Source organism: Mucilaginibacter sp. NFR10, assembly GCF_900100445.1.
Lineage (GTDB): Bacteria > Bacteroidota > Bacteroidia > Sphingobacteriales > Sphingobacteriaceae > Mucilaginibacter > Mucilaginibacter rubeus.
In genome coordinates this window covers 77,244-97,720 of the sequence record NZ_FMTV01000007.1, presented here as the reverse complement: position 1 = coordinate 97,720, position 20,477 = coordinate 77,244, and the positions used below count along the sequence as shown (strand labels likewise).

13 protein-coding genes are annotated in these 20,477 nt (G+C 41.4%); 11 read left to right on the top strand and 2 right to left on the bottom strand.

Going from position 1 to position 20,477, the window contains the following annotated elements; genetic code table 11:
• Positions 1-312 precede the first annotated feature (312 nt).
• The 11 genes from BLP33_RS21405 to BLP33_RS21355 all read left to right on the top strand — a co-directional run bounded on the left by BLP33_RS21405 (position 313) and on the right by BLP33_RS21355 (position 17,317).
• Positions 313-1,440 (top strand): phosphotransferase enzyme family protein, encoded by a 1,128-nt coding sequence (locus BLP33_RS21405; protein ID WP_090532975.1) that lies wholly within the window; start codon positions 313-315, stop codon positions 1,438-1,440.
• A complete protein-coding gene (locus BLP33_RS21400) occupies positions 1,440-2,087 on the top strand; it encodes a carbohydrate-binding family 9-like protein (RefSeq protein WP_090532973.1) in 648 nt (215 codons plus the stop codon). The genes BLP33_RS21405 and BLP33_RS21400 overlap by 1 nt, the downstream gene beginning before the upstream one ends.
• A 113-nt stretch (positions 2,088-2,200) precedes the next feature.
• Positions 2,201-3,943, top strand: a complete 1,743-nt coding sequence (locus tag BLP33_RS21395) for a DUF4091 domain-containing protein (protein ID WP_217633206.1) — start codon at positions 2,201-2,203, stop codon at positions 3,941-3,943.
• A 226-nt stretch (positions 3,944-4,169) separates the two neighbouring features.
• On the top strand, positions 4,170-4,757 hold the full coding sequence (locus BLP33_RS21390; RefSeq protein ID WP_090532970.1) for an RNA polymerase sigma-70 factor: 588 nt from the start codon (positions 4,170-4,172) through the stop codon (positions 4,755-4,757).
• Between the two features lie 158 nt (positions 4,758-4,915).
• Positions 4,916-6,097, top strand: a complete 1,182-nt coding sequence (locus BLP33_RS21385; protein ID WP_090533383.1) for a FecR family protein — start codon at positions 4,916-4,918, stop codon at positions 6,095-6,097.
• 198 nt (positions 6,098-6,295) lie between these two features.
• The gene (locus tag BLP33_RS21380; RefSeq protein WP_217633205.1) at positions 6,296-9,652 is read left to right on the top strand and encodes a TonB-dependent receptor; all 3,357 of its coding nucleotides are present in this window, start codon (positions 6,296-6,298) and stop codon (positions 9,650-9,652) included.
• A gap of 46 nt (positions 9,653-9,698) precedes the next feature.
• Positions 9,699-11,534: a RagB/SusD family nutrient uptake outer membrane protein gene (locus BLP33_RS21375; protein ID WP_090532965.1), complete on the top strand. Its 1,836-nt coding sequence runs from the start codon at positions 9,699-9,701 to the stop codon at positions 11,532-11,534.
• Positions 11,535-11,603: 69 nt separating this feature from the next.
• Positions 11,604-12,938, top strand: a complete 1,335-nt coding sequence (locus BLP33_RS21370; RefSeq protein ID WP_217633204.1) for an IPT/TIG domain-containing protein — start codon at positions 11,604-11,606, stop codon at positions 12,936-12,938.
• 214 nt (positions 12,939-13,152) lie between these two features.
• Entirely contained in the window at positions 13,153-14,706 is a 1,554-nt protein-coding gene (locus tag BLP33_RS21365; protein ID WP_139160037.1) for a right-handed parallel beta-helix repeat-containing protein, read from the top strand.
• Between the two features lie 25 nt (positions 14,707-14,731).
• Positions 14,732-16,249 (top strand): right-handed parallel beta-helix repeat-containing protein, encoded by a 1,518-nt coding sequence (locus tag BLP33_RS21360; RefSeq protein WP_175490080.1) that lies wholly within the window; start codon positions 14,732-14,734, stop codon positions 16,247-16,249.
• A 33-nt stretch (positions 16,250-16,282) separates the two neighbouring features.
• Positions 16,283-17,317 carry a LacI family DNA-binding transcriptional regulator gene (locus BLP33_RS21355; protein WP_090532961.1) on the top strand — a complete coding sequence of 345 codons (1,035 nt, stop codon included), beginning with the start codon at positions 16,283-16,285 and terminating at the stop codon, positions 17,315-17,317.
• Positions 17,318-17,624: 307 nt separating this feature from the next.
• On the opposite strand, the gene BLP33_RS21350 is transcribed toward BLP33_RS21355, so the two are convergent.
• Both BLP33_RS21350 and BLP33_RS21345 read right to left on the bottom strand, forming a co-directional pair.
• Positions 17,625-19,082 carry an alpha-L-fucosidase gene (locus BLP33_RS21350; RefSeq protein ID WP_254780217.1) on the bottom strand — a complete coding sequence of 486 codons (1,458 nt, stop codon included), beginning with the start codon at positions 19,080-19,082 and terminating at the stop codon, positions 17,625-17,627.
• A gap of 17 nt (positions 19,083-19,099) precedes the next feature.
• Positions 19,100-20,461, bottom strand: a complete 1,362-nt coding sequence (locus BLP33_RS21345; RefSeq protein WP_090532959.1) for an alpha-L-fucosidase — start codon at positions 20,459-20,461, stop codon at positions 19,100-19,102.
• Positions 20,462-20,477: the final 16 nt, after the last annotated feature.

Genomic DNA, 20,477 nt, shown 5'->3' with positions numbered 1-20,477 from the left:
GCTATGCTTTTAAGTTTCCCATTTGCGGCTTAGTGTCCTTGTACGCAAAAAACTTTTTTAATAACATTTTTGTACACAACCAGAGCGGCTCAGCTCAGCGTGGTATTCGCCGATAAGTTCTCGCTGACTAATCTGTTTCATTTATATAATCCGAAGGTTTTTCCGGCGCATTGTCCTCAAAAAAAATAGTAACAAAAAATTAACAAAATGTGTGCGAACACACTAATATAATTATATTTGTATCAAGGTGTTTATTTTAATTTAATGTGTTCGTAAACATTTTCCTGATCGCAACGTATAAACGAAAAATAAATGTCATATAATATCTCTGAAATAGTATCTAATTTTTGCATTGAAGGAAATGTCGCAGCTATTATTCCGTATGGGTCCGGGCACATAAACGATACATTTCATTTAAAAAATACAAACCCGGGTTTGCCAGGGTATTTGCTTCAGCGAATCAATCATCATGTGTTTGAAAACGTTCCGGCTTTGATGAAAAATGTACAATTAGTAACAGATCATTTAAAAGAAAAATTGACCGGCATTCCGGGTTCAAGCCCCGACAAAGAAGTACTGACAATAGTTTCGACTAAAGACAAACAGTGTTTTTTTTGTGATGAAACAGGTAATTACTGGAGAATGTATTGTTTTTTGAAAGATACCAAGAGTTATGACATGGTATTAACCGAACAGCAAGCTTATGAAGGCGGAAAAGCATTTGGAAAATTCCAGTTACTGTTGTCAGATCTTGATAGCGGATTACTTTACGAAACCATACCAGGCTTTCATAACATCACCATGCGGCTTGATCGTTTAAACAAAGCGGTATTGGCTGATCCGAAAAACCGGATTAAGGATGTTTTGACTGAGTTGTCGTTTATAATTGAAAGAGCAGATCAGATGGCTACTATCATGAATTTGGGAAAGGAAGGGAAATTGCCGCTGCGCATTATTCATAACGATACCAAATTCAATAACATATTGCTTGATATGAATGATCATGAACAATGTGTAATTGACCTGGATACAGTTATGCCAGGCTATGTGGCATATGATTTTGGCGATGCCATCCGCACTATCATCAATACCGCGCCCGAGGATGAGCAGGATGTTACTAAAATAGAACTAAACATCCCCTTATTTAAAGCTTATGCAGCGGGGTATTTTGAATACGCCGGTAGCTTTTTGTCAGATACAGAAGTTAAATCGCTTTCGATGGGAGTTTTATTAATACCCTATATGCAGGGTGTGCGTTTCCTGACGGATTATATAGAAGGGGATGTTTATTACAAGATCCACTCTCCCGAACATAATTTACAGCGAGCCAGGGCGCAGTTCGAGCTGCTTAGTAAGCTTGAGAAAAATTACGACGTTTTTGATCAGATAATTCATAACACAGCAAAAAAGTACATACAGATAACAACCGAAATTAAATAATGGAACTTACAGTAGCATTTTTAGAAGATGTGGACAAAAGCAGCCCTATTGAACACATGTCTGTTTTGTTAGACGAACAGGAGAAGCACCTTGTTGGAATTGTACCATGGCCCGATTATAATTACAAACCCGATGTTCATTTTGCAATAGCTTACAGTACCGATTGTTTTATGTTGAAATATTACGTAAAAGAAAAAGCGATAAAAGCTTCCTGTTACAAACCTAATGAACCTGTTCACCAGGATAGCTGTGTGGAATTTTTCATTGGTTTTGGTACCGAGCTGGAGTATTACAATTTTGGGTTTAACTGTATCGGCACTTGTTCGCTTGGGTTCGGAAGGGGTAGGGAAAATCGCGAGTTATCACCTGAAAAGCTAATACGGCTTATAAAGTCTCAGGTGCGGTTAACACAGCAAACAAATATTGGGCATGGCGATATTAGCTGGGAGCTTACCCTGATGTTACCGTTGGATATGTTTTATCATCATTCATTTACATCATTAAAAGGACAACAATGCCATGCTAATTTTTATAAATGTGGAGATGAACTACCTGAGCCACACTTTTTAACGTGGCATAATATTGAATGCGACGACCCCGACTTTCACCACCCGGAGTTTTTTGGGGAAATAAAGCTTGAAGCTTAACATAGCCATGCGGCATTTATATGTGTTTGAAGTTATTTGCAAGGTGATAGCACAGAGTTTTTTGTTTTTATTATTGATAATGTAGATCCCGGAAAAACGACGATTTTATGAGAATGAAACTTATATTAATAATGGTATTATATAGTTCAGTGGCTTTGGCACAGGTTAAAGTTGATGGAACTTACCAGGAGCTTCCGGATCCCAAACCTGTAAAACGGGCAGGCTGGAGTGCGCTGAAACCCGGGGTTTATGTAAGCTTTGCTACCGCCGATATACGTTATGATAAACATAATGCTCCTGCCATATCTCCTCTGCAGGCTCAATGGAAAACCAAAGCGTGGAAAGGAGAAAAAGTGCATACTCAATTCCTGATATGGACAACCCGGAACCTGAAACAACTAAGCTTTATATGGAGTAAACTTAAAGATGGTAAAGGGCATGAAATCCCCGAAAAAAATATAAACGTGAGTTTTGTACGTTATGTGATGGCCGATGGGTTAAACAAAGAAGGCGGTGGCTGTGGTATATTGCCCGGCCATGATTCCAGCCTTGTTGAGGATGTTATTGACCTTGTAAAAATGCTTCCGGCGGGTAAAAATACAACCCGGCCGGTTTGGTTAAGTGTGAGTGTACCGGCTACTGCTGTTGAAGGCCTTTACAGAGGGAATGTGAAAGTAATTGAAGGGAAAAATGCACCGCCTTTAATTTTACATTACGCTATACAAGTGCTTAATCATACCTTGCCTGCACCGGAGCACTGGAAATTTCACCTTGACTTGTGGCAAAATCCCTATTCGGTGGCCCGGGTGTATGGTGTAAAGCCATGGTCAAAGCAACATTTTTATGTAATGCGCCCTTACATGAAAATGCTGGCAAATGCCGGGCAGAAAGCAATTACTACCACACTCATTCATGATCCGTGGAATAGCCAAACCTATGATATTTACGGATCGATGATAAAATGGACAAAAAATAAGAATGGCTCATGGAGATATGATTATTCAATATTTGATAAGTGGGTGTCTTTTATGATGTCATTGGGGATTAATAAGTTAATCAACTGCTATAGTATGATTCCCTGGAATCTAAAGTTTTACTACTATGACGAAGCCCTGAGAAAAGACACGATGATCGTGGCTAAACCTGGCTCGGCAGAATACGAGGCACATTGGCGCCCAATGCTGATGGATTTTGCCCGCCATCTTAAAGAAAAAGGATGGTTTAATAAAACCACTATAGCTATGGACGAAAGATCCATGGCCGATATGCAAAAAGCTATTGCGTTAATAAAAAGCGCTGATAAAAATTTTAAGATTTCGTTAGCAGGCAATTATCATCCGGAAATTGAAAAAGATTTGTTTGATTATAGTGTGGCGTCAAATCAGTTAATGGATGAGGCAACAATTCGTTTGCGCAGGGAATCGGGTATAAATACCACCTATTATACCTGCTGCACAGAAGGATATCCCAATACATTCAGTTTTTCGGCCCCGGCCGAGTCGGTTTGGCTGGCATGGCATGCCGCTTACAAAGGATATGACGGGTATTTGAGATGGGCTTACAATTGCTGGACCAAAGATCCTTTACGTGATACACGATTTGGGGCATGGTCATCGGGCGATGCTTACCTCGTTTATCCCGGTCCACGGTCCTCTGTTCGCCTGGAACGATTGATCGAGGGCATCCAGGATTTTGAAAAAATTAATATTTTAAAGGAAGGGTTTATAAAAAATAACCAGCAGGATAAATTACTTCAGCTAAAAAATATATTGGAAGGTTTTGACATAGGCGAGTTGAAAAATAAGACTGCCGCCGAAACACTTCAGGCTGCGCAGGAACGACTGAATAGCTTATAAATCACAAAAAAAACGTTTTAATTATTTATATTTATTGTTTGCCCGCTTTCATTTTCAGTTTTTTTTTGACTTTATTTATAACTTCTGATTATTTTGAAAAGCTTAACATAAATGGCTTACACCAAGCCCCTAAGGAATAGCTTTTTTAATTTTTAAAAGTTAAAACCAATAATCGATAATAAATACATTCTTTGGATGATGCCAACTATAAATTTTATAATGCAGAATGAATAGCCTGGAAATTCAGCTGATGACGGATGAGGATCTTATAGCATTGATCAGGGAAAATGACCTTGGGGCGTTTGAACGTATTTATAATAAATATTGGTCAAAGCTTTATCTTTCAGCATATAACATCATCAGAGATCGCCAGGTAGCTGAAGATGTAACCCAGGAAGTACTGGTAAACCTGTGGATAAAACGGGCCAATCTTAAACTCACTTCGTTAAATGCCTATTTATATACATCTGTTCGTTACCAGGTGTTTAATGTTATCCGTTCGGGTAAAGTAAGGGCCGATCTTTTTAACAGGCTGGAGGAGCTTTTTAGCAATAACGGCGGCGAGGAGCTCCTGTCTGAAAAAGAAATTAACCGTTTGCTGGAACAAGGTGTTGCTGAGTTACCTGAAAAGTGCCGCCAGATTTTTATTATGAGCCGCAAAGAACACTTATCGACCAAAGAAATTGCCGAACGGCTGGGTATCGCGCCAAAAACAGTCGAAAACCAACTGACTGTAGCCCTGAACCGCTTACGTAAAACGCTGGGCGATTTTGTTTGCATAGCCGCCATTATGTTATGCGGGCGTTGGTTTTAAGCTTTTTTACCTGTATCTGGTTGCATTTATCCCTTTCTTAGATATTATTACAGGTTTTACTCTCAAAAATTTCATGATTCCTTAATGCTGTAGAAATATTTTATTAGTCTTTGGGGGTATGGCCTGTTCAGGGTTACTTACATACAATAACTACCCAAATGGAAAAAGAAACACTGATAACCTTAATAAACAAATACTTATCAAACGAGGCTACTCCCGAAGAAGAGGCCCGGTTGCTAAGCTATTATGATACACTCCAAAAGAACAAGCTGCAATGGGATGAGCTTGAAATGGGCAATGAAAATGTAACAAAGAGCGAGTTGTACAGCAAGATACTGTCAGAGATAAAAAAACGTGAATCTGCACCTAAAAAAATGATTTTTCTGAGGAGGTGGTTTGTGGCGGCTTCTATCACAACATTGCTGATCGCGTCGGCTTCTTTGGTTTTTTATATGAAGTATAACAGCTCATATTTCATCGTAAAAAATAGCACACATCCTGTAAACAAGCACAGTATTGCCCCGGGAGGAAATAAAGCATTGCTGACTTTAGCCGATGGTTCAAAAATTACCCTGGATGATGCCGCATCCGGTGAACTGGCCAAACAATCAGGTACAAAAGTCTCTAAGGCGGCAAATGGGCAGTTGGTTTACACGGTTGAAAATTCAGCATCGCATGCCAATGCTACGGGTTTGCCTGAATACAATGTTATTGAAACTCCAAAGGGAGGGCAATACCAGGTTGATTTACCCGATGGCACTAAGGTTTGGTTAAATGCCGGATCTTCACTCAAATATCCTACAAATTTTGATGGTACAGTACGTAGGGTTGAATTATCAGGAGAAGCTTACTTCGAAGTTGCTAAAAATGCGCATAAGCCATTTAAAGTGCTGAGCAATACCCAGGTGGTTGAAGTGTTGGGAACACACTTTAACATTAGCTCCTACACGGATGACATCTCTGTTAAAACTACTTTGCTGGAGGGCTCGGTTAAGGTATCTGCGCTCAAGGCTAATCAATCCAAATTACTGAAACCTGGTCAGCAATCTGATATCAATTACGCAAATAATTCAATTTCGATACAACCGGTTAACACCGAAGAGGTTGTGGCCTGGAAAAATGGTTATTTTCTTTTTACCGACGAAGATTTGAAAAGCATTATGAGCAAGCTTGCCCGCTGGTATAATGTTGAGGTAGAATACCAGGGCAATGTGGATAATTTAAGATTTGGGGGGATGGTGTCGCGTTCAAAAGACCTTGCGCAGGCATTGAAGATAATTGAACAGACAGGGAACATAAAAACCAGGATCGAAGGAAGGAGGGTTATCATTATGCCGTGATCATTACCCAGCATAAGGTAGCCTAAAAAGGAAAGCCGGAAGTGGTGGAACACTTCCGGCCGGAAAGTTAGGGCTTTGCCATGAAATTAAATTCGTAGTCCAATTACAGATTAAACCCAAAACAAGTTCAAATGTATGAAATGTTATGAAATAAGTTTATACACAATCCCCCGTATAAAAAATAAAGCACTGTTGATCATGAAATTATCGATCATATTGTTATTGGCAACAATACTTCAGGTAAGTGCTAAAAGCTATGCACAAAAAATCACATTGTCAGAGAAAAATGCCCCGTTAGAAAAAGTGCTTAAAGAAATAAGAGAGCAAAGCGGGTACGATTTTTTTTATAACTCAAAGCTGATTAAAGAAGCTAATCCGGTTAGTATCAATGTACGGAATACAGAATTGGAAGAGGTATTGAAACTGGCACTTTCGGGTCAGCCGTTTATCTATAGCATAGAAGAGAAAACAATAATTATAAAACCTAAGCCTGCGCCTGTTAAGCCCTCCGTTCAGGCTGTACCTACTATCAAAGTTTCAGGTGTTGTTACTGATTCAAAAGGGGTCACTTTACCCGGCGCAAGCGTACGTATCAAGGGGACTGATAAAGGTGTAATAACTGATAGCGAGGGGCGGTTTACCATTGAAGCTAATGATAACAGCACCCTTGTTATTTCATTTGCCGGTTTCATTGCCAAAGAAATTACGGTTACCGGAGCAACATCCTTCCTGACCGTTCAGTTACTTGACGATACCAAAGGTATAAATGAGGTAGTGGTAGTAGGCTATGGTAAACAAAAAAAGCTGACCATAACCGGGGCTGTTACAACCGTGAATGTTGCTGATATAACAACTCCAAATCGCTCCCTGTCTAATGCCCTGGCAGGTAAGGTAGCCGGGGTTATATCGATGCAAAGAAGCGGGGAGCCGGGTTATGATAACGCGTCATTTACCATCAGGGGTATTGGCACTTTTACAGGTAACTCAAACCCGCTTATTATTATAGACGGAGTGCAGCGGGATGACGTGAACAGTACTTATGGCGGAGCTTACAACAACATCGATCCGGAGGATATTCAAAGCATTTCCCTGTTAAAAGATGCATCGTCAACCGCTGTATATGGGGCTAAAGGCGCCAACGGAGTTTTGATCATTACCACTAAAAAAGGTGTTGCAGGTAAACCTAAAATTTCCTTTAAGACAGAAACATCCATGTCGGGCCTTACCAGGACCCCAAAAATGCTGGATGCCGTTTCATGGATGAGGTTGCATAACGAAGCAACTACAAATGATGGTAACCCTCCTGCATATTCTGAAGAAACTATCCAGAAAACGGCAAGCGGGTTAGACCCATACCTTTATCCCAATGTAAATTGGATAAAGTCTGTATATAAGAATTGGGCCCCCGGCTATAATACCAACTTAAATGTAACCGGCGGTGCTTCGTCGGTAAGGTATTATGTTTCCGCTTCTTTTTATGACCAGGATGGAAGTTATAAAGTAACCAAACAAAATGGCTATAATCCCAACCTTAACTTTAAGCGTTATGACTTCAGGTCAAACCTTGATATCGATATCAGCAAAACCACTTTATTGACCATGAACCTGGATGCGATGCTGGTGAGCAGCCGTTATCCCGGCATCTCGGCAGGAAACATCTGGTATGAATCATATTTAACCCCACCTAACGCGTTCCCGATAAGATACCCCGATGGCAAATGGGCCGGTCCGTATAACAATGGCGGGTCTAACCCGGTAAACGATATCCAAAACTCAGGTTATAACACCGAGTTTCGCCCTACCATCCAGTCTGTTTTTTCCATTAACCAGAAACTGGATGCAATTACCAGCGGCTTGAGCGCCATGGCCAGGTTCTCGTTCGATTCGTACAGCGAAAATGACAATGGCAGAACAGGTACCAATGATCTTTACTTAGCTACGTCAAGAGATCCGCAGGGTAACCTGGTATTAGGTCAATCGAGGTACGGAAACCAGTTTTTGGGTTATACGCAGTATTCATCTGCCGAAAAAACCATGTACCTGGAAACCAATATTAATTATGATCAGTCCTTCGGCAAGCACCATGTGGGCGGATTGCTTCTATACAATATGCGATCGAGAGTCCAGAGCACCGCGGGGAGTGTTATTACCTCTATTCCTTATAACAATCAGAGTTTGGCCGGCAGGGCAACATATACTTACGCCGATAAATACCTGCTTGAGTTTGATGCGGGCTATACCGGTTCGGAAAACTTTGAACCGGGCAAAAAGTTTGGCTTTTTCCCGGCTGTCTCTGCGGGTTGGGTAATTTCAAGGGAGCCTTTTTTCAAAGATTTTTCAAAAACGTTTAACCTGCTTAAAATAAGGGGTTCACATGGTCTCGTAGGTAACGATCAAATAGGATCTGATTACCGTATCACCAGGTTTCCTTATATTAACCAATATGGCAGTGGCGGCTCAGTGGGTTTAGGCCTTAACGGAACAATATATGGTGGTACTACCGAGACTGTTATAGGAGTGGAGAACCTGACATGGGAAAAAGCCAGGAAAGATAATATTGGACTGGAGATAGGGTTGTTCAATAAACTGAATATCACTATTGATGCCTATAAAGAGAGGCGGACAAATATTTTAGTTCAACGCAGTTCTTTATCAGGGATACTGGGTGTAAGCGGGGCTGTATTTGCCAACTTAGGTGAAATGAATAACCATGGTATTGAGGGTAACATTGAATATAATGATAATATAGGTAAGGTAGGCTTGCGCCTTTATGGCAATTTTACTTATAACAATAATAAAATTGTACAGAAAGATGAGCCTAAACAATTATACGCCTATCAGCAGGCTACTGGTCGCAAATATGGCGATAACCTGATGTACGTTGCCGAAGGGTTATTTACCTCGCAGGAAGATGTTGATAAAAGCCCCACCCAGTTTGGCGCTGTGTTGAGGCCCGGCGATATCAAGTATAAAGATGTAAATGGCGATGGCGTGATCAACAGCTATGACAAGGTTTATACAGGTAAATCCGACATACCTACCATATTATACGGCGCAGGGTTTACGGTTGGTTATAAAAAGTTCGATCTTTCTCTTTTCTTCCAGGGAACCGGTAATGTAATTATTATGGCAAACGGTTCTTCTATAACCGGTGCAGGTGCAGGCGGGGCAGGTATTGTACCGTTTACAGGTATGGGCACTTATCCATCGGGTATGCTTGCAAGCCTTGAGGACAGGTGGACAGTTGATAACCCAAGTCAGAATGTATACTATCCGCGTTTAGGCATTGCTAATCAAAACAGCAATAATTATCAGCCGAGTACATGGTGGTCAAAAGATGCGAGTTTTGTCCGTTTAAAACAGGCCACATTAGGTTATACTTATAAGCCCTCCTTTCTTACCCAGGCGGGTATTAACTCAGTCTACCTTTATTTAACGGGGCAAAACCTGCTAACATTCTCCAAATTCAAACTTTGGGACCCTGAACTTGGCTCTAACGGGGCAGGCTATCCACCGGTACGAATACTTGCCTTAGGGTTAAGGGTTGCGTTATAGAGATCGTGAATTTAAATCAGTTTCAAAAGAATTTAAAGTGTGCCAAATGAAAAAAAACATACTAATAATGGTAGTTGGGATCTGCTTCCTGGGTACCTGTTTATCTTCCTGTAATTACCTCAATAAAAAACCGGATAACCTGTTAACATCAGATCTGATCTGGAGCACAAGGGCTAATGCCGAATCGTACCTGTATAACATTTACGGCTACATTGTACAAACCGATGGGGGAGATTACAGCGCGATGGGCGCAAGTGACGAGTCGTCGGTATCCATTCCGGGTACCAATGTAAGACAAATGGTTGTTGGCAACTGGAGCCCTGTAAATGCTTATTTTGATTATTGGGACAGGTATTACACCGGCATCCGGTCATCCTTCATTTTTGAAGCCAATATTGATAAGGTTCCTGCTACCCAGCTAAGTGTTAGCTTAAAAAATCAATATAAAGCCGAAGCCAGGTTCTTACGCGGATGGTTTTACTGGCAGTTAATGAAGCAATATGGCCCTGTTGTAAAAGTAACGGAAACGTTAAGCTTAAATGATGACTTCAATAAGTACCCTAGAGCGTCTTTTGACGAATGTAAGGATTACGTTAACCAACTGATGGATCAGGCCGCTTCGGGTTTACCGGCGCAATGGCCTTCAACCAGCAATTACGGTCGGCCAACAAAAGGTGCCTGCCTTGCTGTAAAAGCTCAGCTGGCCTTATTGTCGGCAAGCCCATTATGGAATGGTAATCCATCGTTTGCTTCTTTTAAAAACCAGGATGGCACCCCGCTGGCACCCACAGTATTTGATGCCGGCAAATGGAAAATAGCTGCCGATGCAGCCAAAGCTGTAATTGATCTTGGTTCGTACAAGTTATTTACAAATCTGGATAACGGCGGAACCCAGTTTGATCCTTATCTGTCTGTCAGGGACCTTTTCTTAACAAACTGGAACAGTGAGATCATATTTTCAAGAAACTCCTGGAATTATTGGGGATATACCAAATGTGTGTCGCCCGGGCCGGGAGGATATAGCATGTACAATGCCACCCAAAATGTTGTGGACGCGTTTTATATGAATAATGGCCGTACCATTGATGATCCGCTTTCGGGATATACAGCCACGAGTTTTGCTCAAAGTAATGGCGCAAAATATTGGGAACACAGCAAAGGGCAATGGAACATGTATGCCAATCGCGAACCGCGGTTCTATGCCTATATCCAGTATAATGGCCGGCCGGTACTGCCTGCGCCAACTGTTGATGATAAAAACTATTATTCATCTGCAGCGAATATTGACGGCACTGGCCGGGTTGAATTTTATTATAACGGTAAAGCCGGCGCAAAAGCCAGCGGCGCAAGTAATAACATTACCGGATATGATGTATTAAAAAATGTAAGCCCTGCCGATAATATAAGGATGGATGCCACCAACTACAGGCCGTTCATATTGATCAGGTACGCCGAGATATTGCTGGATTATGTAGAAGCCCTGAATGAATATGATCCCTCGAACCCTAATATCGTGCTTTATCTTGATCAGATCAGAACAAGGGCCGGCTTGCCTGGCATCGAGACCGTTTATCCGGGAACTGTTGGAAATAAGGACTTAATGCGGAAATATATTTTAAGGGAACGCCAGGTAGAGCTTTGTTTTGAAAGCGACAGATACTTTACCCTTGTAAGAAGGCTGTTGTTGGGTGCCGATGAAAATCAGACTATTTATGGCCTTAATGTTAATACTGACGATCAGGGCCTGGGATTCGCATTTACCGGGCTTTACAACAAAACGCTTTTTCAAAAAAGGGTATGGAACAATAAAATGTACCTGTTCCCAATATCCCAGTACCAATTGGACCGCGATAGGGCATTGGTACAAAACCCTGGTTGGTAATGCTGGCTCTTATTTACCCTACAGGGTGTAAAAGGTCTGGAAATAAATAATTAAACCGTAATTATTCAAATGAAAACATTCATAAATATATTGGCAAAAGGCATCAATCAATACCTGCTTGCCGGGGCGCTTTTTATAATGATAGCTTTTGTAAGCTGTAAAAAAGAAAAAGTGCCTGCACACGATCCTGCATCACCTATCAGCATCAGTACATTTATCCCGGCACAGGGTGGCGGTGGTACCGAAGTATTGATCTCCGGTACTAACTTTTCAACAGATACCTCGCAAATTTCGGTTACCCTGAATGGGTTTAAACTGAAGGTCATCGGTGCCAACACCAAACAAATGATGGTAGTGGTGCCTAAGAAAGCAGGTTCCGGGCCCATAGTTGTAACTATTGGAAAAGGAACCGCAACAAGCACGGATAATTTTACATATCAATATACCAGGACTGTCACCACGCTGGCAGGATCAGGTAAAGCCGGCTTTGCAAACGGTAAAGGAACAGATGCTATGTTTGATTTTAGCGGGCAAAGCTGGTACAGAAGCTGCGGGGTGACGGTTGATGACAACCTGAATGTTTATGTTGCCGATCCCGGAAATCATTGCATCAGGAAAATTGACACTGCGGGCAACGTATCTACACTCGCCGGTAATCCCCAGGTTTCGGGCTATGCTGATGGTAAGGGGAGCGCGGCAAATTTCTCCATACCTTATGATGTTGCCGTTGACACCCAGGGAAATGTATATTCCGTTGATCCGGGAAATTATGACATCCGTAAAATAAGCCCCGATGGTACTGCAACCACCTGGGCCTGGGGAAATCAATCGCCATGGAGTGTTGCTGTCGACAAAACAACGGGTTTTGTTTATTACTCCAGTTGCTCCAGCCCCGGAAACATCTACCAGGTATCAGCTCAGTGGACTACCAAACAGGTTATATCCGGCCTTAATTATCCTGCAGGAATCAAATTTGACAAAGCCGGTAACTTATATGTATCAGTTAACGGCGACCAGGTTATCAGGAAGTTCAGTGCCGGCAACTGGAACGGTAGCATCATAGCAGGGCAACTTGGTGTTTCTGGTTATTTAAACGGAGCCGCTACGACTGCAAAATTTGCTTATCCATGGGGTATCGCGGTTGATAACAGCAATAATATTTATGTAGCAGGCAACGGAACATGGGACGGCGGTAGCTATAACCCCGATCAAAGTATCCGCTTTATACAGGCCAATACTTTTGATGTAAGCACCTTTGCCGGCAGCGGTACAGCAGGTTATGCTGACGCGATAGGAGGATCTGCGCTTTTCAGCGGGCCAACCGGTGTTGCTGTTGATAAGAATGGAACCGTATATGTTTTGGATAAAAACAACAACCGGATAAGAAAAATAGTTTCGGAATAATAACGATCCTTTTTTAAAATACTATCACAGTTTATTTTTCAACCCAGGCATATCCTTGTTGTCCGGGATAAATATGAGTAGTAGTTAATAATTGTTTGGGTTTATTTAAGGGTACTCCGTAGCAGAAACACGTTTCTGCTACGGGCAGGTACTGCGCGGTTTTAAGTGCGAATAAACTTAAACAAAGCATAGCCCCACTTTTTGAATAAATTTAATGAAACATTATATAAATATCTTTTTAATACCCGCTTTTGCCATTCAGGCAATGGCTTGCAGCAAAAAAACGGTGGGTAATGACGTAATCACTTCAACGGGTAATACACATATCTACTATGTATCGGTGAATGGCTCTGATGCTAATTCGGATAAAATCAATACCCCTTTCCAATCCATCAATGCCGCCTTAGATCATGCCTTGCCCGGTGATACCGTTATGGTTAGAGGTGGCAGCTATTATGATAAGGTGGTGTTTCCTAAATCGGGGGCAATGGATAAGTTGATCACATTGAAGGCTTACCCCGGCGAAAGGCCGATGATAGACGGTAGTAAAATAATTATTTCGGGCTGGGTGCCGCTGGTTACACTGAGCAATGTAAGATATATAACATTGGATGGCTTTGATATCTGCAATCTCACGAGCTCAACTTTTAATACCGATCCTGAAGGGATCGCCATCAATGGCAATTCGCACGATATCACCGTTAAGAACTGCAATATCTATAATATAAAAAACAGTGCTTCATTGGCTAATTGGCGAAGCGGACATGCTATACTCGCGATAGGTAACGGAACCACTGCCATTACTAACCTGGTTATCACAGGCTGCACTGTACATGATACGCAGACCGGTACAAGTGAAAATGTAACGCTGGCCGGTAATATTGACGGCTTTGTTTTTAGCCATAATAAAGTATATGATACAGAAAACATCGGGATAATTGTTGCCGGTGGTGATGGTTTAAACCCTAAAGGAGATGTAGCTACCAACTATGCCCGCAATGGAGTGATAAGTGATAATATTTTTCACGATAATACCATGACCAGGACGCCGGAAACCTGGGGGCCCGACAGATACGGTGCTATCTCCATTTATGTTTGCGGCGGTGCTAATACCATTATCGAAAGAAATACAGTATACAACAGCGACCGGGGGATAGGGCTGGTGAGCGAAAGCAACGTGTATGCAACCAAAACCACCATCGTGCGAAATAATTTTGTATATAACTGCTATCGCACAGGTATATACATGGGCGATTATCTTAACTACACATCCGGCGGAACTAAAAACTGTTACATAATAAACAATACCTTATATCAGAATAACCGTGTACCGGGCGCTTTTGGCGAAATTGAAGGAGAGATCAGGCTTACAGAGCATTGCGACAATAACGTGATCAAAAATAACATAGTTTATGCAAGGCCCGTTGATGTATTTATTCATAAGTATACCACAACAGGCAGCAATAACATTATCGACAATAATTTATACTATACTACTGGCACTCCGCAATGGATCTGGAACAGTACTAACGGTGCTCCATATACCGATTTAAATGCTTGGCGCGCAGCCAGCGGTAACGATGCCAATTCAACAAATGGGCAAGACCCTCTTTTGCTGAACACCTCGTCGCCCGATCTTCATATACAAGCGGCCTCTCCTGCAAAAAATACCGGAAATGTAATTTCTGCCGATATAAATGGCGCCACAGATATTGACGGAAATACCCGCATTGTAAATAATAAGATAAGTAAAGGCGCACAGCAGTAAGATGTTTAATTAAAAAAGTATGCTTATGAAATGTAATGTCTATGTTTTTTTAATGCTTGGTTTTGCTATACAGGCATTTGGCTGCAGTAAAAAGAACGATGCCGGCGGTAATGTCACAATTACCGGGAGCACTCATGTTTATTATGTAGCTGCCAACGGGTTAGAGTCAAATAAAGGAACAATTGACGCACCTTTTCAAACTATCAATAAAGCGCTTTCCCATACCATTCCCGGCGATACCGTAATGGTAAGGGGTGGAGTATATAGCGAAAAGGTTGTATTTCCCAAATCTGGCGTAATGGATAAGTATATTACGTTGAAAGCTTACCATGGAGAAACACCTATAATTGACGGTAGTTCTTTTAGTGTTAACGGGAGGGAAGCCCTGGTAACCATTGATAAGGCAAAGTATATAGTTGTAGATGGCTTTGAAATACGCAATCTTAAAACCGCAACCGGCGATCCCAAAGCCATTATGGTTGAAGGTGGATCCGACTACATTATTATAAAAAACAATACGGTATACGGTATTGATTATACTCAGCTCCCGCTCAATGGAGGCGGAAATGCTATACTGATCATCGGGAATACTGCCGATCCCGTAACTAATATTACCGTTACCGGGAACACAATCCATGATTGTAAAACCGGGTACGGCGAAAATTTAACCATCAATGGCTATGTTGACGGTTTTACCATCACCAATAATACCATTTATAATGCTCAAAATATTGGGATAGATGCAGCAGGAGGCTATGCAGCAAATAGCGATCCAACGCTTAACTATGCCCGTAATGGTGTTATCAGCGGCAACACCCTCTATAACATTGAAAGCAAAAGAGGGCCGCTTGGTGGACATGGCGCCATAGGTATTTATGTAGACGGCGGCAGGAATGTGGTAGTGGAAAAAAACAAAGTGTCCGTTACAGACAGGGGGATTGGTGTTGTGAGCGAAACCACTGGCTTCCCCACCGATCATGTTACCATAAGGAATAACCTGGTATTTAACTGTTGGTGCTCCGGGATCTATATGGGTGGGTATTTAAATTACACAGGCGGTGGTACAAGCAACTCGGCTATAGTAAACAATACCTTGTATAATAACAACCAGGCATTAGGTGCCTTTGGCGAAATAGAAGGGGAGATAAGTATTAGGGAAGATTGCACCAATAACGTTATAAAAAATAACATCATTTATGGCGGGGCATCAGATATGTTTATTCATAAATATACCAACCGCGGATCGGGTAATATCATAGATTATAACCTGTATTACACCACAGGCCCCGCGCAGTGGACCTGGAACGGCGTGGCCTATACCGACTATAATTTATGGAATGCAGCCTGCGGTGGAGACGCCAGTTCAACATATGGCACCGATCCTTTATTTGTCAATACATCCGGCCTTGATTTTCACCTGCAATCGTCCTCAGTAGCAAAAAATAGCGGGCAGGTGATATCTGATGGCGTTAACGGTACGGTTGATTTTGATGGTAATACGCGTATCGTAAATAAGCAGATAAGTAAAGGGGCATATCAATAATCAATACCCATTGTTTTTAATCTTGATTACAAAATGGAAAAGATTCCCACAATTAAAGAGATAGCTAAACGCTTAAAAGTAAGCCCTTCAACAGTGTCGCGTGCTCTTCATGGTCATCCCAGCATTGGCCTTGTAACTACCATGCGGGTTAATAAGGTAGCAAGCGAACTAAATTATGAGCGAAATCAAACAGCTGTATTTTTTAAACAACGAAAAACATTAACTATTGGTGTAATTGTTCCGGATTTTTCTGACGCGTTTTTTTCTTCGGCCCTCAGTGGGATAGAAGATTACGCCAGCAAAAGGAATTATAACGTTTTTATTGGGCAATCGTTAGAAAACCCTGATAAGGAAAAACGTATCCTGGAAACAATGAAAACCCATCGGTTAGACGGTATTATCATTTCGATAAGCAAAAATACCACGAATTATGAAGTGTTTGAACAATTGAAAAAATATAACATTCCTGTTGTGTTTTTTGACCGTATTCCTGGCATGGAAGATATTCATTACTCGGTTTGTAATCTCCAATCGGGAATGCTACAAGCCATTGATTGCTTAATAGAAAAAGGGCATCGTAGTATTGGGTTAATTAATGGTCCATCGCAACTGGCTGCGAGTAAAGAGCGCCTGGATGCTTACAAACAGGGGCTTGATAAATATCAGATAGCAGTAAATACGGACCTGATAGTCTCTTCGGATCTGTCGTCTGCCCAAAATACTTATGCTATGCGGCGGCTATTATCTTTAGCAGATAAACCTACAGCTATTATCACTTTTAACGATTATGTGGCACGCGATGCAATTAAGTTGTTGAAGAACTATAATCTGGCTCCCAATCACGATATTAGCTTTGTCAGTTTTGCAAATTCTCCTATTTGGAGTTTTATGGATAGTGCCCCAATGGCGTCCATTGAACAATTTCCCCAAAAGCAGGGCATAAAAGCGGCCGAAATACTTTTTAAAATAATTGATGATCGCATCAGTGAAGCGTCGTTAACCCCGGTTTTCCATCATGCGGTATTTGATTCCAGTATGGTGTCTCACAGAGGGCGTACCAATGTATAGGATAAGGTTATAAAGAAGTTCGGGTTTTGATTTGCATAAAGCATTAGCGGGTAATATTTATACAAAAAGGGGTTTGCATATTTTTTAGAAATTACACTTAATAAGTTGATTATTAAATATATATGTGGGTGTTAACCCCGAATTGTGTTAACCCTGTTAACCCCTCTTTGTTAACAGGGTAAATCCAACCCAACACTATATATCGCTTAGTATCTGAAAAATCCCAAAAAAGCGAGGCTCATCATACCGCCTCGTTTTTTTTGAATTTATAAGGTAGAAGTTGATAGGCTTGTTGTTTGTATACTCTTTAATATTCCAATTCAAAAGTGTCACTATACTTTAATATGCTGCTCTTTTGTAAAGATTTGGGAATTTGAATACGCAACTGCCCATTTTGATAGGCCCATTTTAACTTTTCAGAGTTGCCCAACAGGCTTACTTTTTTAATCCGTTTAATATTGTTTACAGGGAAACTTACCTCGGCCGGAAGGGTTACATTATCTTTTTCTGATAGCCAGAAGGCATATAATGTTTTTTTTGTTTTTGACCTTGTAAAATATATGTTCCCAACAGAATAAGGTATAACAGGTTCGGAAGCGTAAATTCCTTTTTCGTTAATCTTCATCCAATTCGCAATGTCCTGTAACCTTTGATAGGCAATCGGATTCCAGTCGCCATCCGGTCCGGGGGCTATATTAAGCAAGAGGTTACCTCCTCTTGAAACTATTTTTATCAGCGTTTGCACCAATAGGCGGCTGGGCTTAAATTCGTCATCAGGAACATAACTCCAGTATTTGCCAATGGTCATACAGGTTTCCCATGGGTAGGATAAGGGCTTGTCCGGTACTTCCTGTTCGGGCGTGGTATAGTTTTCAAATTCGCCGGTCACTGTCCTGTCTACCATAATCAAACCTGGCTGATAGCTGCGGCTCATTTTTGCTATCCGGGCCATATCAATGTCCTGGTTATAATGTTGCGGGTCGTTATCCTTTGTAACCGATGGCCGTACCCAGCCGCCATCGAGCCATAAAATATCTATTTTACCATAACCGGTCATTAACTCTTCAATTTGGTTGTAGGTAAAATCTTTAAATTTTTGCCAGCGTTCAGGATATCGTTGCGGATCGTAATTTACATTATGATCTTTAGGAGGAAAGTAAGGCCACCAATAATTTTCATTATGCCAGTCGGGTTTGGAAAAATATGCCCCGATCATAAAATTGTCTTTACGGAAGGCGTTAAATATTTCTTTGGTTACATTGCTTCGCGGATTTTTCGAAAACGGAGTTTTAGGGTCGGTAATTTTATAATCTGTTTGTTTAGTATCAAACATGCTAAAACCATCGTGATGTTTAGTGGTAAATACCACGTAATTCATCCCCGCAGCCTTGGCCGCTTTAACCCATTTTTCGGGGTTAAAATTGACGGGGTTGAAAGTGGTTTGGAGGTTTTCGTATGCTTTTTTATAAGTGAAATAATCATTGCTGTAGGGGCCGGTACGCGTAACCCAGTCATCAGGGCAAATAGTCCAGCTTTCGGCCACACCCCATTGGCTGTATGTTCCCCAGTGCATAAATAAACCAAACTTTTGGTCTTGCCAGCGGGCAAGTTTTTGCCGTACCAGCGAATCTTTAGGAAGCTGGTACGTATCTGACATTTTATGTTCGTTTTGTGCCAATGCCGCCTGGGTGCATCCTAAAATAAACAGGCAGGGTAAAAGTTTTCGGATCATGATGATATAATACATTGATAGTTTTGCTTTCATAGGTAGATGAGCAAACATTAATTTAAAACCAATTCAATTACCGGTATCTCACTATCGGGCTTGGTTTCCGGTAGATTTAATATCAGGTCGTTACCTGTGCCTTTTGATTTGCTATCCTGTTGTATCTCCGACGCGTCATGTAAAAACTGAACGTATTTTACTTTATCCTTGTAGCCTGGTAAAGTAAGTGTTTTGCCGGGATATGCTAACAAATGCACGTATAAGCGCCGGGTATTTGCATTATAGGTAAGCAGGGTGTGCTCCGGGGCTACAAAGGTTTCCGGAGCTTCGGTACATCCATAAATGGAGCGGCTGTTATATTTCATCCAGGCTGCTATTCCGTCCAGCCTTTCGTTAGCACGTTTATCAAATAAACCGCGTGCAGTAGGGCCCACGTTAAGCAACAGGTTACCTCTTTTGCTTACAGCCTCTATCAGCATGGTAATTAATTGCGTGGTACTTTTCCAGCTGTTTTCGTCGCGGAAATAACCCCAGGAACCAGAAAACGTTTGGCAGGTTTCCCAATAAGTTTTGTAATCGTTTTTTTTGACCCACTCCGATAAATTTACCTGTTCGGGTGTCAGGTAATCCCAACCATCCTGGTATTCATTTAAATCGAGGCGGTTATCAATTATAATATTGGGCTGTAATTTTCTTATTTCTTTAACGAGTTCAACAGATCCCCAGTCTTTGGCCCCTTTCCCATGTTTGCCATTATCAGGGTACGAAAAATCGAGCCATAGCATATCAATTTTGCCGTAATTGGTAAGCAGTTCTTTAATTTGGTTATGCATGTAGGTGCGGTACCTGGCCACATCGCGGCCTTTGTTCAGCTTATCATAATCCTCATCTTTTTCGCTTGCCGGTTGCAGGGGGTGTAAAACATCAACGGTAAAGTCTGGGTGATGCCAATCCAACAGTGAATAATAAAAACCTATTTTTATACCCTCGGCTCTAAATGCATCAACAAACTCCTTTACAAGGTCTCTTTTAGCAGCGGTTTTAGTAGCCTTGTAGTCAGTATATTTTGAATCAAACAGGCAAAACCCTTCATGATGTTTAGTAGTAAGCACAGCATATTTCATCCCGGCTGCCTTAGCTTTCTTTGCCCACTCTTTGGGATTAAACAAATCTGGATTAAACTCATCAAAATAAGGCTGGTATTGCGCATCCGTCATGCGCTCCCATCTTTTTACCCATTCATGCCTTGCTGCCTGCGAATAAAGCCCCCAATGGATAAACATACCAAAGCGGTCATTAGTCCACCAGGACATACGTTTGGCTTTTTGTTCGGGTGTTTCTGTTCCTATTTTCTTTTGGGCATATAAAGGGGAAAATGCAATAAAAACCAATAAAATACCTGTTAACGTTTTTTTCATTTGGAGGATAGCTGAC

Coding starts and splice junctions, on each gene's coding strand:
- BLP33_RS21345 (WP_090532959.1), bottom strand. CDS start 20,461: ATGAAAAAAACGTTAACAGGTATTTTATTGGTTTTTATTGCATTTTCC.
- BLP33_RS21370 (WP_217633204.1), top strand. CDS start 11,604: ATGAAAACATTCATAAATATATTGGCAAAAGGCATCAATCAATACCTG.
- BLP33_RS21375 (WP_090532965.1), top strand. CDS start 9,699: ATGAAAAAAAACATACTAATAATGGTAGTTGGGATCTGCTTCCTGGGT.
- BLP33_RS21355 (WP_090532961.1), top strand. CDS start 16,283: ATGGAAAAGATTCCCACAATTAAAGAGATAGCTAAACGCTTAAAAGTA.
- BLP33_RS21365 (WP_139160037.1), top strand. CDS start 13,153: ATGAAACATTATATAAATATCTTTTTAATACCCGCTTTTGCCATTCAG.
- BLP33_RS21400 (WP_090532973.1), top strand. CDS start 1,440: ATGGAACTTACAGTAGCATTTTTAGAAGATGTGGACAAAAGCAGCCCT.
- BLP33_RS21350 (WP_254780217.1), bottom strand. CDS start 19,082: ATGAAAGCAAAACTATCAATGTATTATATCATCATGATCCGAAAACTT.
- BLP33_RS21385 (WP_090533383.1), top strand. CDS start 4,916: ATGGAAAAAGAAACACTGATAACCTTAATAAACAAATACTTATCAAAC.
- BLP33_RS21405 (WP_090532975.1), top strand. CDS start 313: ATGTCATATAATATCTCTGAAATAGTATCTAATTTTTGCATTGAAGGA.
- BLP33_RS21390 (WP_090532970.1), top strand. CDS start 4,170: ATGAATAGCCTGGAAATTCAGCTGATGACGGATGAGGATCTTATAGCA.
- BLP33_RS21380 (WP_217633205.1), top strand. CDS start 6,296: ATGAAATTATCGATCATATTGTTATTGGCAACAATACTTCAGGTAAGT.
- BLP33_RS21395 (WP_217633206.1), top strand. CDS start 2,201: ATGAAACTTATATTAATAATGGTATTATATAGTTCAGTGGCTTTGGCA.
- BLP33_RS21360 (WP_175490080.1), top strand. CDS start 14,732: ATGAAATGTAATGTCTATGTTTTTTTAATGCTTGGTTTTGCTATACAG.